The following is a 14,965-nucleotide window of genomic DNA, read 5'->3' as shown; positions in this document are numbered from 1 at the left end:
CGGTAGGACCACCCGGCTTCCCGTCACTGCACCGGCATCAGAATTCGCCACGCCCCCAATGCCAGTGAGCCGACGGTGACGAGCAGGAACAGGCCGACCCAGACGATGCCGGGGAGGAAGGTCAACCGAGCCAGCTGATCGGCGTCGGAGTCCCTGGCCCGTCCTGCGCTGCGTGATTTCTGCAGTTCGAGAACGGGACGCGGACCGGCGATCAGCAGGAAGAACGTTATGAAGTACGCCGCCGCGACCTGTTGCTCTCCGGTGCCCCACCAGGACACGACGAACAGGGCAGCGCCGACGACGACGAGTGAGAGCAGCCCGTAGATGTTGCGAATCATCAACAGCATCAACGCAATCGACACGACGCCGATCCACAACACCGCGACTGCATGCTGGGTTCCGAGCACGAACGCGGCGCCGAGACCGAGCAGCGACGGCCCCACGTATCCGGCGAAGGTCATCGCGATGACGCCGAGGCCGGTGGGCTTGCCCTTCGAGATAGCGACGCCCGAGGTGTCGGAGTGCAGTCGCAGGCCCATCAGCTGTCGGCCGGTGATCAGCGCAACGAACAGGTGCGCACCCTCGTGCGCGATGGTCACGACGTTGCGGGCGATGCGCCAGGTCTGCGGCAGTACCACGATGACAAGAGCGGCCAGCGCGGCAACTTGGACGATCCACACCGGCGGATCAGGACTCACCGCGGAAATGCGGTCCCAGAATTCGTTCACACCCCAGTATGCGGCAACGCCGAAGCACCGCAGGACCACAAAGAACTTTGTGATCATTGGTTACCTATGGGTGACGGCGGTCACGGCCGTGGGTCAAGATGAACGCACGATGACGAATCCACCGAGCTCGATGACGCGACGGCGCGCGCTGGCGTGCCTGGCGACGTTGCCGATGGCATTCTCGGCCGGGTGTACCGGTTTCGGTCGGTCGACGACTCCGTCGGATCTACGGATGCTCATTCCCAACACTCCGGGCGGCGGTTACGACGTGACTGCCAGAACCGCGTCGCGCATTCTCGAGAAGCACGGCCTGACCGGGCCCATCGAGAAGTTCAACGTCATCGGCGGTGGCGGTTCCGTCGCGCTGGCCAGGCTCGTTCGTGAGGCAGGCAACAGTGCGTTGATCGGCATGGTCGGGGTGGGTGTTGTCGGAGTCGCGCAGGTGGCCGAGGCACCTTGGGGACTGTCGGACGCCACCGCACTTGCACGGCTGGTGGACGAACCGGAAGCTCTCGTCGTTCGATCGGGCTCTCCGATGCCGTCGTTGAATGGCTTCCTCGACGCCTGGCGTCGCGGACCGCAGCAGGTGGTCGTCGGCGTGGGCTCTGCGTTGGGCGGGCCCGATCACCTGTTCACCGTGGAGTTGGCCCGTGCAGCCGACATCGACACCGAGGCCCTGAACCTGGTGACGTTCGACGGTGCCGGCGATCTCCTCGCGGCAGTACTCGACGGCACTGTGGACGTGGGCGTGGCAGGAGCGGGTGAGTACATCGATCAAGTCGACAGTGGTTCGCTTCGCATCCTCGCAGTATCGAAGGCACCCGACGCACGGTCCCGCGGTGTCACCGCCGCGTACGACGCCCCGACACTCACCGAGTCCGGTATCCCGCTCGAATTCACCAATTGGCGCGGATTCGTAGCTCCACCCGGCATTTCGGACTCGGCCCGGAACGGCTTGGTCGACGCGCTGACCCGTATGCGCGACACGGACGAATGGCAGGCCGCGATGCCTCTGCGCGGATGGACCGACTCGTTCCTCACTGGGGCTGATTTCTCGGAATTCATTGCGACAGAAGATATTCGAGTAAGAACCACCTTGGCCGAATTCGGCATCACCCGGTAACAACCACCCCGAACTGCCGATCGAGGTCGGCGTCCAACAGTGCACTGCGAGGCTTCGCCGTGCGCTGATCGAATCACGGAAGGACATCTCGTGGACGACTGGGTCCAAACCCTTTCCACAACGGCGCTGCTGTCGATCGCCGGCATCGCCATCGCGGTACTACTGCTGATGATCATCAAGCTGAAGGTACATCCGCTTCTGGCACTCGTGATGGTCTCTCTCGGAACGGCTTTCGCTGCGCACATTCCGATCTCGGAGATCCAGGACGTACTGATCGACGGATTCGGTACCACCCTCGGTGAAGTTGCACTTCTCGTGGGATTGGGTGCCATGTTCGGCCGGCTCGCCGAGATCAGCGGCGGAGCACAGGCGCTGTCCAGTGCGCTCGTCCGAAAGTTCGGCGACAAGCGCGCCCCGTTCGCACTGGGAGTCGCGTCGCTGCTGTTCGGGTTCCCGATCTTCTTCGACGCCGCATTCATGGTGATGCTCCCCATCATCTTCGGCGTGGCTCGCCGGCTCGGCGGAAGCGTCCTGCTGTACGCCCTGCCCGCTGCAGCAGCACTGTCGACCATGCACGTCTTTCTGCCGCCGCACCCAGGTGCCGTCGCATCGACCATCCTGTTGGGCGGCGACGTCGGACTGACGATCCTGATCGGCATCCTCGTGGCAGTGCCCACCTGGTTCATCGCCGGCCATCTGTACGGCACCTTCATCGGCAAGCGGATCTACCTCCCGGTGCCGGATCTGCTGAGCGGTGGCCCGCAGGTGGAGACGGTGGAGAACCCTCCCAAGCCGGGTGTGATCATCGCGCTGCTCATGCTCCCGCTGCTGCTCATCTTCGCCAACACGGCGCTCACAACAGCGGCCAGAACCGGCAGCCTCGACGAGAACTCGCCGCTGGTCACCGTCCCGCAGGTCATCGGATCCACACCCGTCGCCCTGCTCATCACGGTCATGGTCTCGATCTATGTGCTCGCACTTCGTCGCGGCCGCACGGCCACATTCGTGGAGGATCTGCTCGACAACGCGCTCAAGCCGATCGCTCCCGTCGTACTCATCACCGGGGCCGGCGGGATGTTCGGCGCGGTGTTGCTCGCCAGCGGCATCGGTGACGCCCTCGCCGAGACGCTTCGCGACCTGGGTCTTCCGCTCATCGTCTCCACCTTCGCCGTCGCAGCCATCCTGCGCATCGCCCTCGGCACTGCCACCGTGGCCATCACCACGTCGGCCGGGCTCCTCGGTGCTTCGATCATGGCAGCGGGGCTGAATCCGGTTCAGACGGTCGCGATGATCCTCGCCCTCGCTGCAGGGTCGTCGATCTTCCCCCACGTCAACGACGCCAGCTTCTGGCTCATCGGCAAGCTTCTGGGTATGGACGTCCCGACGACGTTCAAGACGTGGAGTGTCATCAAGACCCTGATCTCGCTCGTCGGGTTCGCCTTGTCGTCGGTCGTGTACGTCCTGGCGTCGATCTGACTCCGTACTCGCCACGGTCGGAGGGGGTTGCAGGCATCATGAGGCACATGCGACGACGACCGGCACCGCGCAGCCTGGCAGGCCAGGTTCTGCTGTTGCAGCTGGTCGTCGTCGCCGTGGTCCTGGTCGCGGTAGCAGGCGTCTCGGTGCACCAGGCCGGTGTGGAATTCCGCGACACCCAGGGCGGACGCCTCCTCGCCGTTGCCGAGAACCTCGCCTCGACTCCTGTTGTCCGCGAACAGGTTGCATCCGTCGAAGCAGACAAGGTCTTGGCACCGGAGGTGGACCGGGCCGTCGACCTGTCCGGGGCATCCGTCGCCGACGTCGTCGTGTTGGACGCGACCGACGTGGGCAGATCCGTGATCGTCGCTTCCTCCGTTCCGGATCGCGTCGGGATCGCCGGGGAACTCGGTGCGAGTGATGCCGAGGACGGACGGGCCTGGACCGGCGATGTCCGGGTCGACGGACAAGAATCGATCTCGGGTCACGTCCCGGTTCTCGCGCCGACAGGCGAGGTTCTGGCCGTTGTTGCCGTCAGCTCGACGTACCCGTCCACCTGGCGCCTCGTCGCCGATGCCGGGGCACCGCTGCTGTTGTATCTCGGACTCGGAGCAGTCCTCGGGCTCATCGGTTCCTTGCTGCTCTCTCGGCGTATCAAGACCCACACACGCGGGCTGGAGGTCGAGGAGATCGCCAGTCTCGCTGATCATCGAGAAGCGTTGCTGCACAGCATCGGTGAGGGTGTGATTGCAGTCAACACCGAGGGTGTGATCACGGTCCTCAACGACAGCGCCGCCGAACTCCTCGGCCTGACCGAGCATGCTTCCGGTGCAGCCACGGTGATCGGCCACAGTATTCACGAGGTTCCCTTGGATCCAGTTGTCCGCCGGTACCTGATCGACGCTCAGGACAGCGGCGATGTGGTGCTCCCGACGGCGACGAGAATGCTGGTGCTCAGTCGGCGGTCGGCCTCGAGCAGGGGCCGACGTATCGGTACGGTCACCACCATGCGTGACAGCACCGAGCTGGCTCGGCTGCAGAGTCAGCTGTCCTCCCACAAGTCGGTCACCGACACATTGCGTGCGCAGACTCATGAATTCGCCAACCAGTTGCACACCATTTCGGGTCTGACTCAACTCGGCGACCACGACGCAGTGACGGACTTCGTCGGTGCACTGACACGCCGTCGAGCAGAAATCAGTGACGCCGTCACCCGAAGTATCTCCGACCCGGCCGTCGCGGCATTGTTGATCGCGAAGACATCGTTGGCTGCCGAGACCGGTGTTGCGCTGGAACTGAATCCGACCTCTCGGCTGCAGACCTTGGATCCCATGCTCGCCACCGACATCATCACCGTGCTCGGCAACCTGATCGACAACGCCGTGGATGCGTCGACCGGAAGCACGGGTGCCCGCGTCGTGGTCGACATCGATGATTCCGACGGCATCGAGATGCAGGTCGCCGATTCCGGACCAGGTGTTCCCGACAGCATGCGCGCCGAAATCTTCTCGCGCGGCGTCACATCGAAGACGGAGACACCCGGAGGGCGAGGCATCGGACTCGCGCTCGTCCGGATCGTCAGCACCCAGCATGGTGGCACCGCCGAGGTCGACGATGCTCCGGGAACCGGCGGTGCACGATTCACCGTGCGTATTCCGTACGACCACGAATCACCGCGACACGGGAACGCGCGCGTGGCAGGCGTCGGAAGTGACGGGACAGATGAGTGAATCGGACCGCACCTACGAGGTCCTCGTCGTCGACGACGATTTCATGGTTGCAGACATACACCGACGATTCGTCGATGCCACCCCTGGTTTTCGCACCGTCGGCGTGGTTCACACCGCGGCAGATGCGGTCGCTGCAGTCCGCACGCTTGCACCCGATCTGGTGCTTCTCGACGTCCACCTCCCGGACCGCTCGGGACTCGACGCGCTGCAACGTCTGCGCAGCGAAGGTAACGGCGTGGCAGTCGTCGTCGTCACCGCAGCCCGAGAGCTGGACACCGTGCGCCGTGCGCTGCACGGTGGAGCCGCCGACTATCTGGTGAAGCCGTTCGAGTACCCACAGCTACTGGAAAAACTAGGAAACTTCCGCCGACGAGCTCGTGCGCTGTCGAGCTCGAAAGGCATGAACCAGTCGATGATCGACTCGCTGTTCGGGGCACCGAGTCCGTCCGCGGGCCCGAGCCTGCCGAAGGGGCTGAGCCAGGAAACCGGGTCGCTCGTGCTACGGACAGTTCGCGAGGGCGGCGAGGTATCGGCCAGTGAATGCGCAGACCTCGCCGGTCTCTCGCGGGTGAGCGCGCGGCGATACCTGGAGCACTATGCCTCTACGGGGGTCCTCACGGTCCGACTCGAATACGGCCGCGCCGGAAGGCCGGTACACCGATACCGAGCAACCGACTCGACCTGAACAGCGGCTTCGCCGCAGGCACTAGGACGCGCGTGCTTCGGCCTTCGCGCGTTCGCGGGCGAGGGACCGATCACGCATCTCCTCGAACTTGGTGGCCTGCCGCTCGAGGTCTTCGAGGAATGCGGCGAGTTCTTCGCGCTTGTTCTCACCGCGTGCGGTGAAGTCGTTGCGCTCGAAGACGCTCCACTTGCGCAGGACCGGCCAGACGACGTCCTCGAGGTGCTGACGCAGGTCGTAGATGCCGTGCTTGGCCATCAGCACACCGTTGCGGCGGAAGTTCGGCATCCCGGCACCGGGCATGACGAAGTTCGTCACGATGTCCGAGACAGCCTGCAACGTCTGATCGGGCGAGATGTCCATCGCTGCGCCGGTGATGTTGCGGTAGAAGATCATGTGCAGGTTCTCGTCGGCGGCGATGCGCTGGAGCATCCGGTCGGCGATCGGATCGTCGCAGACCTTGCCGGTGTTGCGGTGCGAGACGCGGGTGGCGAGTTCCTGGAAGGTCACATAGGCGACCGAGTGCAGCAGACCGACCTGCGACCCCGCGGGCGAGACGTAGCCGTTGGTCATGTGGATCATGCGGGCTTCTTCGAGGGCGACGGGATCGACGCCGCGGGTGACCACGAGGTAGTCGCGCATGACGATGCCGTGCCGGTTCTCCTCGGCGGTCCAGCGGCCGACCCAGGTTCCCCAGGCGCCGTCCTGGGAGAAGTTCTCGGCGATCTCACGGTGGTAGGACGGCAGGTTGTCCTCGGTGAGCAGGTTGGTGATCATCGCGGCCTGTGCGACGTCGGAGAGTTTGGACTGCTCCGGGTCGTAGTCCTGGCCGCCGAGTGCGGCGAAGTTGCGACCTTCGTCCCACGGGACGTAGTCGTGAGGGTGCCACTCCCGCGCCATCGAGATGTGACGGTTCACATTGTCCTCGGCAGTGGGCACCAGCTCTTGCAGAAGTTCGAGTTGTGTCAGATCCCTGGCCATCGAGATGCCTCCTCGCGTTGACGTCAGCTCGCAAGCCTAGGGCGATCGATGCGCGACACGCGGAGGCTTGCCCGGATTCTGTTAGAGGTAGCAATCGATGTCTGCACGCAATGGTGCAACGTCACAGCTCAGCGAGCAGCCAGACCGGAACCCGAGGACGCGAGCGTCGCCGGACGGAACACCCAGCCACGGAGAGCGAGGAACCGGGCGGCTCCGAAGATGCCACCCACAGCGATGACGACCAGAACTTGGACGTACGTCGGCGCTGCCGGGAACAGGATGTGCACTGCGGCCAGTGAGGCGGTACTCAGGCCGAGCCCGATCAGGGCCAGTCCCCCGGCTTCCCACTGCGTCTGGAACCAGCCGACACGACCGGCCGCATGAAAGGTGTGACGGCGGTGCAGCTCGTTGGCGAGCACGGTACTCGCGGCCACACCTGCGAGGTTGGCAGTGAACGATCCGAGTGAAGCGAGAGCGACGAACAGCAGGGCGTACACACCGTTGCTCGATACCCCGACGATCACGAAGCGCGCGAACTGAGCGAGCACCGACTCGCCGAGCATCCGCGACCTGATGCGGGGCGCACAGCCCGACGATCCGGACGCGGCCGGAGCTTTCAGGGAAGTGCTCACGAGGACTCCAGTTGTAGAACCGGAAGCGTCGGTCGGCGCTTCGACTCGATACAACTCCGCCCGAGAACGAATCGGTCTCGGGCGTGACGGAAGTCTCAGGCCTTCGTGGAACTTTCTTCCCGAGCGCGCTTCTTGCGGTCCAGGTCGATGTTGAGACTGTTGGGCTTGATCGATGCGACGAACAACACCGCAACGAGCACGACCACCACGACGATGGTGATGACGACCACCGCGATGCCGAAAATTGCCAAGATACCGTTCATGTCCTGCCTCCCGTGTCAGGCAATACGGTACTTGTCGTAGACAGGCCGGTCGACCACGACCCCTGGGTCGTTGCTGCAGGCTCCACTCCCGCACCCCCAGCTCACCGATCAGCTCACCAGGCGCGCCACGGCGCGCAGCGGCAACGACAGCCAGGTGGGCCGGTTGCGCGCCTCGTAGAGAACTTCGTACACGGCCTTGTCCAGCTCGTATGCGCGCAACAGGTCGGCCTCCTCGCGGGGATCGTGCCCGGCCACCGAGGCGTAGCCGTCGAAGAATGCAGCGATGCTGCGGGCCGCCCACTTCTCGGCTCGCTCTCGCGCCGAATGGTCCTCGGGCAGATCGACCAGCAGGTGGTTGGCGGCATAGTCGAACGAGCGCAGCATTCCCGCCACGTCACGCAGAGCGCTGTCCATCTGCCGACGCTCGGCCAAGGTCTTCGCCGGCTCACCCTCGAAATCGATGAGCAGCCACCGTTCGGGAATGCCCAACACCTGACCCAGATGCAGGTCGCCGTGGATGCGCTGCACCGTGGTGCTGTTCGACGCCTCCGCCCGGGAGATCAGCGCGGTCGCCGCCGGGATGTACTGCGCGATCTCCGGCACCACCCTGGCGACTCCCGAGATGCGGGCGAGGATCTCCTCGACGGCGGTCGATTCGACCGACCGTTCGGCGGTGCCCAGCACCGATGCGAGGTCGTGGTGCACCTGCGCCACGGCTGCTCCGATTCGGTGGGCGTCCGGGGCGAAATCTGCGGGCAGGTCTTCGATCGGCGTCTCCGGTGAGTCGAACACCTCCTGCACACTGGCCAGCGCCGCAGTCCACCCCTCGGCGGAGTTCGCGGCGAAATCCTGAGCCATTCCGAGCGTCGTGGGTTCACCACCGACTTCGGTTTCCAGCCAGCCCCGAAGCGGTGCAACGTTGACGCTCCCCGCCTGTGCCAGCGCGCGATGCAGTTCCACATCCGGACTGATTCCCGGCGGCACCTGACGAAACAGCTTGAGCAACAGCAGATCACCGAGAATCACCGAGGTGTTGGACTGCTCGGCCCCGAGAACCCGACCACGCAGACCGCTCGGCACACTCGAACCGTCGACGACCTTGAATTCGATGCTGCCAGTGGCTTTTCCGGCAGCAAGCGCATCTCCGTACAGGCCGATGACCTCGGGGTCGCGCAGACCGTCGTACACGGCCACGTCGCCCGCCACGGGCAGCAACCACGGTCGGAGGTCGTCGGCCGGTTCGGTTCGGAAGCCCAGGGGCACCTGGTAGGTCTGCACCACGGCCGCGCCGTCCTGCGTCAACTGCACCTCCACCAGCAGATGCTCGGCCGCGAAGTGCGGTTCGTCTCGGAGCACGTCGCGCGCGACGATCCGCACCGAACTCACCGTCGAACCCTTTGCGCCGAACCACCGTTGACCTGGCAACCACGCCGCCAAAGCGTCCTCGAGCTGGGGTTCGACCGTGTGTGCCACACTCGAGCTGGAACCGACCATGAGAATCTCTCGCCGCCTTCTTCGGAGTTTGCGAAGCATGTGAGCGTACGTAGCGAAACCTACCCACTCCCGGTGCCGCCCACACACCGACGGCAAAGACACCCGAACGTTATGCAGGTCGTACGCCGGTGCACAGACATGCTCGTAGAGTGGTCTCATGTCCGCTCCACTGACCGCCCACATCGACGTACATCGTGCCGGTGATCGATCGAAAACCCGTGTGTCCTGGCTGGACTCGAAACATTCGTTCTCCTTCGGCCAGCACTACGACCCCGACAACACCCATCACGGTCTGCTGCTGGTCAACAACGACGACATCGTCACTGCCGGTCAGGGATTCGAGACGCATCCGCATCGCGACATGGAGATCGTCACGTGGGTGATGCAGGGTTCACTGGTGCATCAGGACTCCATCGGTCATTCCGGAATCATCTACCCCGGCCTCGCGCAACGGATGACCGCGGGCAAGGGCATCATGCACTCCGAGAAGAACGACTCCTGGAGCATCGACGGCAACAGGCACACCGAACCCGTTCGCTTCGTGCAGATGTGGGTACTTCCAGACAGTCCCGGTGTCACTCCCGGGTACGAACAGCTCGAAATCGGCGACGAATTACTGCGAGGCGGCTTGGTCACCGTCGCGTCGGGCATGGACAAGCACCGCGGGCAGGCGGCGATCGGCATCTCACAGAAGTCGGCGGCACTGCACGCCGCCAGGCTGTTGCCCGGAAATTCGGTGACGGTGCCCGACGCCCCGTTCGTGCACCTGTTCGTCGCGCGCGGCACCGTCACGCTCGAGGGGGTGGGCGAGCTCTGGGAGGGCGACGCCGTCCGCATGAGTTCGACTGGTGGACAGACCATCACCGCTACCGAGCCGGCCGAGGTGCTGATCTGGGAGATGCATTCGCGACTGGGCGGTTGACAACCACGTTCGATGACAAGTTGATCACGGGAGCGCGTGGGGGCCTGTGCGCACAGCAGACACCTGCATACACTCCGAGCGTTCACGATCGCCGATCTCGGAGGTACTCGACGTGTCGAATCAGAATCCGCCGCCCGGAAACTATCCCCCGCCCGGAAACTATCCTTCACCTGGTGAGTACCCCCAGCAGGGCGGGATCCCGCAGCAAGGCGGGTACCCACAACAGCCGGTAGCCCCGAAGAACACCGTCGGCACCGTGGCTCTGGTCCTGGCGATTCTGGGTTTGTTGTTCTCCTGGACCATCGTCGGCGGAATTCTTCTCGGCCTGATCGCCATCGTTCTCGGCTTCATCGGACGGTCCCGGTACAAGAAGCGCACCGCCACCAACGGCACCGTGTCGCTCGTCGCGATCATTCTCGGCTTCGTGGCCGCAGCTCTGTCGATCGTTCTCGTCGTCGTCGGCGTCGGCCTGTTCAACGCAGTCGGTGGCCAGGACTTCACCGACTGCCTGAGCAACGCAGGCAGCGATACTGCGGCGCAACAGCAATGTGCCGACGAATTCCAGCAGAACGTGGAGAACCAGTACGACGACTCGACTCCTAACTGAGTCGCAGCGTCGCCGCACTCACGTCTCGGTGCCTGACGGAGTCCGATCGTTTCGGGGCGTCGAGCCCGCCACGACCACCTGGTTGCCGCCCTGCTGTTTGGCTTCGTACATCGCCGCATCGGCTCGTCGCAGCAACAGTGTGGTGAGTTCGACGACGTCGAAACCGATACCTTCGGCAACGGGATACGTGCAGTGCGCGACGCCGATGCTCACTGTCAGTGGTGCGGGGTCCTCCGCGAAATACGCGGCATTCCGATACTTCTCGGCCAGTGCGAGGGCCTCGTTCTCGGCTGATTTGGTCACCACTGCGAATTCTTCACCGCCCACCCGCGCGACCAGCACACCGTCCGTGGTCAACCGGCGTGCAACGAGCTGCAGGGCCGCGTCGCCCTGGTGGTGACCGAATCTGTCGTTGATCGACTTGAATCGATCCACGTCGACGACCATCACCGACACATCGGTCGCACCGAGGAAATACACCGGGAGCGCCTCGTCGAGACCTCGTCGATTGCGCACCTGAGTGAGTGGGTCGAAATTGGCGGCCTGCGCTTGGACCTGCAGTTTGAGGATCAGGTACTGGAAGAAGGTGGGGCCCATGAACGTGATGGGGACGAGCACTACGAATTGCGCGACGGCCAGACCGTGATCGGCCTCGGGTGAGAGCAGGATCAGCACGAAGAACAGAGTCACGCTCGCTCCGGCCCAGAGCAGATGCAGGGCCATGACCTTCGGACTGTGGAAGAGCTGGATGTACACGCTGTTGGCTGCGAGCAGCGCGAGGGCCACGAATGTGTCCTGTGGCGATCCGTAGGACAACAGAATCAGCGTTACTCCGATGTCCGAGTACGCGGCGAACATCAACGACACGCGCTTCGTCGGCCACGGAGCCTTCAGCCAGATGACACCGACCAGGAGTGTCGACACGATCGCAATGAAAAAGATCGACCTACCGATCGCCGAGGTCGGCGGGGCGTCGGTGAGCAACAGCAGCGCGGCAGCGCCGAGTCCGTACGTGAACGTGCTCAGAGCTGCAGCGAGGCGATACGGCGCGAGCGCACCGTGCAGTGCCAGGTAACTGACAACCGACTCGTAACTGTGAGGCTGGTGCCACCACGTGCGCAAAAATGTCGTTTGCACATAACCTCCATGCACGTTCCAGCCGACCATCACCGGACCGGACGCTTCGTCGTCGGACCGGGCCGGACATATCGGCCACGGAGAATGCTATTCGACCGCCGTCAGCCTCGGATGTCTCTTCGCCGGAATGCTGTGAAACCTCCTATGCCGACGACGATGGCAACCGCGACGAGCCAGCCGACCGGCACCAGGGTGAGCGTTGCTCCCGGCAGTCTCGGAACATGGGTGAAGGGCGACAGATCGAGCCACGGCTGAGGCAAGCCCACCACGGACCCGACCTGGCCGAGCGCGACGAAACCGGCCAGAACGGCCCACAGAACGGTCGCGAATCGGGGGAGAGCGCCGAACAGTGCCACGCCGATGGCCGTCACCACCCATACGGCCGGCAGCTGGCCGAGTGCACCGACCAGGACGGACGGCAGTTCGCCTGCGATGTCGCCGGTGGCCGACCCGTACGTCAGCCCGATGGTGAAACCGACGACCAGCAGCAGCCACGCTGCGCCGAGGACGGCGCACACCAGGTGACCTGCCAGCCACCGCAGGCGCGAGACCCCGGTGGCCAGCACGATCTCGGCCAGGCCCGCCTCTTCCTCGCTGTGCAACCGCAGCAGGGCCGAGACAGCGAACGCGGCGACGACGACGCCCACGATGCTCAGCACAGCGGCGATGAACGATTGTTCGACGGTGCTGCCACCGAACTTCTCCAGTGCGTCGCCGATGGCAGCGCTGCTGCCGAGTTGGTCGCCGATCCCGCCGGTGGACGATCCGATGGCGATGCCGAACAGAGCGAGCCCGACGGTCCAGACGGCAACGGTCCCGCGCGAGAGACGCCACGCGAGAGCGATCGGCCCGGACAGAGAAGGTAGGGCCGCTGCACGGCCGCGGCGTTCGGCCCGCAAGCCGGCACCGAGATCGCGTCGACTCGCAGCGGCGAACGCGCCGACGCAGAATGCTGTGGCGGTCGTCAGTGACAGCAGCATCGGCCACCACCGCTCGTCGGCGAACGGCCGCACCTGCGACGACCAGCCGATCGGCGAGAACCACGAGAGGGTGCCCGAGCCAGCGTCGCCGATCGCACGCGCTGCGAACACCACGGCCAGCACGCCGAGGGCGTAACCGCGAGCCGCTCGTGCCCCCGACGCCACCTGTGCCGCCACGGCCGCACAGCCGACGAAAACCGTTCCGACCACGACGACCGACGCCCCGTATGCGACGCTCCCGGCCAACGGGAGCCCGAATCCCCACAGCGAGATCGACGACAACGCGCCCGTCGCCGCCACCCCGCCGCCCGCCGCCAGCATCGCTGCCGCCAGGCCCGCGTGCCGTCCCACGGCCGTCGACCCGATCAGCTCGGTCCGACCCGCATCCTCCTCACCGCGGGTGTGCCGAACCACGGTGAGGATCGCCGCCAGCGGAACCAGTGCCAACACCAGCCCCGAGCGCCACGCCACCAGGGCACCGAGATCGCTGCCGAAGATCGGGCCGACGAGTGCTGCCTGTGCCGGTGCCGACAGCGTGCCGAGATAGAAGGCCTGACGATCCGCCGCCGTCGGATACAGACCCTCGAAGCTGACCGCGTAGAGCAAGGGCAGCGCGCCGAGCAGAACGATCCACACCGGTGCCACCAGACGATCGCGGCGCAGATACAACCGCAGCAACGCCCCCGTTCCGGTCAGGGCATTCATGCGTAGTACCTCAGGAACAGTTCCTCGAGCGTCGGCGCGGAACTGGCCAAGCTCTGCACTCCCGCGTCGGCCAGCACGTGCATCGTCGCCGCGAGGGCGTCGTTCTCGACGGTGCAGGTGACGGAGGAACGGTCCACGCTCACCGCGCTCACACCGGGCAGTGCCGCCAGACCGTCGGGCACTCGGTCGAGCACCGCGGTGATCGTGGTGCGGGTCAGGTGCCGCATCGAGGCCAGAGTCCCGGTATCGACCGTCCGCCCCTCTCTGACGATGGTCACCGAACTGCACAGCGCATCCACCTCGGACAGGATGTGCGAAGACAACAGCACCGTGACTCCGCGTCGGGCAGCATCTTTCACGCAGTCGCCGAAGTGCTGTTCCATCAGCGGATCGAGTCCCGATGTGGGTTCGTCGAGGATCAGCAACTCGACGTCGGAGGCCAGGGCCGAAATCAGCGCGACCTTCTGCCGATTGCCCTTGGAGTAGGTGCGGGTGCGCTTGCCCGGGTCGAGAGAGAACCGTTCGAGCAGTTCGGCGCGGCGGGCGGGGTCGAGTCCGCCGCGCATCCGGCCGAGCAGATCGATCACCTCACCGCCGGTGAGCGACGGCCACAGGGTCACGTCGCCGGGAACGTAGGCCAGGCGTCGATGCAGCGCCACGGTGTCGGCCCACGGGTCGCCGCCGAGCAACCGCACCTGTCCCGACGTGGGGCGGACGAGACCGAGCAGAACCCGAATGGTCGTGGATTTGCCTGCCCCGTTGGGGCCCAGGAATCCGTGCACCTCACCGGTCGGTACATGCAGGTCCAGTCCGTCGAGCGCCCGGACCGAACCGAACGTCTTCACCAGGCCGTCCACGGAAATTGCTTCGGTCATGACGTGGCCTCCAGATAGGTGTCCAAAGCCTGGGAGTCGGTGAACAATCCGTCGGTGTAGAGCTCGAGTGCAGGAAGCATGATCTCGTCACCGAGCGCGCTCAGGGCCTCGCGGAAATCGACGTCGGGGCCGGCCATCTGCACGTACAGCAGCAGTCCGCCGACGTTCTGCCGCGTCAGGAATCGGGCGCGTGCCGCAGGGTCTCGACTGGGCGTGAAACGGCCGTCGCGAACACCGTCGTCGATGTAGCGGACGGCGTCGGCGACCATGTGCTCGAACAACTCTCGCGCCAACGTGCCGCCGGCAGCGAAACTGCGGACGATATAGGCCACGAGCGGTGCGTACTCGTCGATGGCCGCGAGCTGTTCCATCATCGCGGTGGGCGCGGCCGAGGCGGCCTTCGACTCCCGGATCACCCGTAGGACGTGCTCGTCGCATGCAGTGCGCAGGCCGTCCTTGGACCCGAAGTGGTGGTTGAGCAGCCCGGGAGAGACACCTGCCGCTGTGGCGATGGACCGCACGCCCGCGGTGAAACCCTGCGAGCCGAACACGCCGATCGCGGTGTCACGGATTCGAGCCCTGGTGCTGAGATCCTCCGACGCTGTACGCATGTACAGCACATTAAACACC

Annotated in this window: 15 protein-coding genes; 6 read left to right on the top strand and 9 right to left on the bottom strand. The window is 65.0% G+C overall.

Going from position 1 to position 14,965, the window contains the following annotated elements; translation table 11 throughout:
• Positions 1-23: 23 nt before the first annotated feature.
• Entirely contained in the window at positions 24-728 is a 705-nt protein-coding gene (locus tag QM590_RS12915; RefSeq protein ID WP_094640494.1) for a M50 family metallopeptidase, read from the bottom strand.
• 109 nt (positions 729-837) lie between these two features.
• Here QM590_RS12915 and QM590_RS12910 point away from each other — a divergent pair, with 109 nt between their 5' ends.
• The 4 genes from QM590_RS12910 (at position 838) to QM590_RS12895 (ending at position 5,742) form a co-directional block, all read left to right on the top strand.
• Positions 838-1,851: a Bug family tripartite tricarboxylate transporter substrate binding protein gene (locus tag QM590_RS12910; RefSeq protein WP_269595191.1), complete on the top strand. Its 1,014-nt coding sequence runs from the start codon at positions 838-840 to the stop codon at positions 1,849-1,851.
• Positions 1,852-1,941: 90 nt separating this feature from the next.
• The gene (locus QM590_RS12905) at positions 1,942-3,327 is read left to right on the top strand and encodes a GntP family permease (RefSeq protein ID WP_269595192.1); all 1,386 of its coding nucleotides are present in this window, start codon (positions 1,942-1,944) and stop codon (positions 3,325-3,327) included.
• A gap of 47 nt (positions 3,328-3,374) precedes the next feature.
• Positions 3,375-5,057, top strand: coding sequence for a sensor histidine kinase (locus QM590_RS12900; protein ID WP_373454803.1), 1,683 nt, complete (start codon positions 3,375-3,377; stop codon positions 5,055-5,057).
• Positions 5,050-5,742, top strand: a complete 693-nt coding sequence (locus tag QM590_RS12895; RefSeq protein WP_269595193.1) for a response regulator — start codon at positions 5,050-5,052, stop codon at positions 5,740-5,742. Before QM590_RS12900 ends, QM590_RS12895 begins: the two co-directional genes overlap by 8 nt.
• 21 nt (positions 5,743-5,763) lie before the next feature.
• Here QM590_RS12895 and QM590_RS12890 read toward each other — a convergent pair whose 3' ends face one another.
• The 4 genes from QM590_RS12890 to QM590_RS12875 all read right to left on the bottom strand — a co-directional run bounded on the left by QM590_RS12890 (position 5,764) and on the right by QM590_RS12875 (position 9,109).
• Positions 5,764-6,720: an acyl-ACP desaturase gene (locus QM590_RS12890; protein WP_269595194.1), complete on the bottom strand. Its 957-nt coding sequence runs from the start codon at positions 6,718-6,720 to the stop codon at positions 5,764-5,766.
• Positions 6,721-6,848: 128 nt separating this feature from the next.
• Positions 6,849-7,283 (bottom strand): GtrA family protein, encoded by a 435-nt coding sequence (locus tag QM590_RS12885; protein ID WP_411741334.1) that lies wholly within the window; start codon positions 7,281-7,283, stop codon positions 6,849-6,851.
• Between the two features lie 164 nt (positions 7,284-7,447).
• Positions 7,448-7,615, bottom strand: a complete 168-nt coding sequence (locus tag QM590_RS12880; RefSeq protein ID WP_156516139.1) for a hypothetical protein — start codon at positions 7,613-7,615, stop codon at positions 7,448-7,450.
• Between the two features lie 108 nt (positions 7,616-7,723).
• On the bottom strand, positions 7,724-9,109 hold the full coding sequence (locus QM590_RS12875) for a maltokinase N-terminal cap-like domain-containing protein (RefSeq protein ID WP_269595196.1): 1,386 nt from the start codon (positions 9,107-9,109) through the stop codon (positions 7,724-7,726).
• Positions 9,110-9,266: 157 nt separating this feature from the next.
• Between QM590_RS12875 and QM590_RS12870 the strand changes: the two genes are divergently transcribed.
• Together QM590_RS12870 and QM590_RS12865 are read left to right on the top strand one after the other, a co-directional pair.
• A complete protein-coding gene (locus QM590_RS12870) occupies positions 9,267-10,031 on the top strand; it encodes a pirin family protein (RefSeq protein ID WP_269595197.1) in 765 nt (254 codons plus the stop codon).
• Positions 10,032-10,143: 112 nt separating this feature from the next.
• Positions 10,144-10,638 (top strand): DUF4190 domain-containing protein, encoded by a 495-nt coding sequence (locus QM590_RS12865; RefSeq protein WP_269595198.1) that lies wholly within the window; start codon positions 10,144-10,146, stop codon positions 10,636-10,638.
• 18 nt (positions 10,639-10,656) lie between these two features.
• Here the strand turns inward: QM590_RS12865 and QM590_RS12860 are convergent, their stop codons facing one another.
• The 4 genes from QM590_RS12860 to QM590_RS12845 all read right to left on the bottom strand — a co-directional run bounded on the left by QM590_RS12860 (position 10,657) and on the right by QM590_RS12845 (position 14,946).
• A complete protein-coding gene (locus tag QM590_RS12860; RefSeq protein WP_269595199.1) occupies positions 10,657-11,775 on the bottom strand; it encodes a GGDEF domain-containing protein in 1,119 nt (372 codons plus the stop codon).
• 101 nt (positions 11,776-11,876) lie between these two features.
• Complete coding sequence (locus QM590_RS12855; RefSeq protein ID WP_269595200.1) at positions 11,877-13,460, bottom strand: ABC transporter permease; 1,584 nt, start codon at positions 13,458-13,460, stop codon at positions 11,877-11,879.
• Positions 13,457-14,335, bottom strand: coding sequence for an ABC transporter ATP-binding protein (locus QM590_RS12850; protein ID WP_269595201.1), 879 nt, complete (start codon positions 14,333-14,335; stop codon positions 13,457-13,459). The genes QM590_RS12855 and QM590_RS12850 overlap by 4 nt, the downstream gene beginning before the upstream one ends.
• On the bottom strand, positions 14,332-14,946 hold the full coding sequence (locus QM590_RS12845) for a TetR/AcrR family transcriptional regulator (RefSeq protein ID WP_149406897.1): 615 nt from the start codon (positions 14,944-14,946) through the stop codon (positions 14,332-14,334). Before QM590_RS12845 ends, QM590_RS12850 begins: the two co-directional genes overlap by 4 nt.
• Positions 14,947-14,965 lie beyond the last annotated feature (19 nt).

This window comes from Rhodococcus sp. IEGM 1372 (assembly GCF_030056835.1).
GTDB lineage: Bacteria > Actinomycetota > Actinomycetes > Mycobacteriales > Mycobacteriaceae > Rhodococcoides.
The sequence above is the reverse complement of the archived record's forward strand: the minus strand, read 5'-3'. Positions and strand labels throughout refer to the sequence as shown.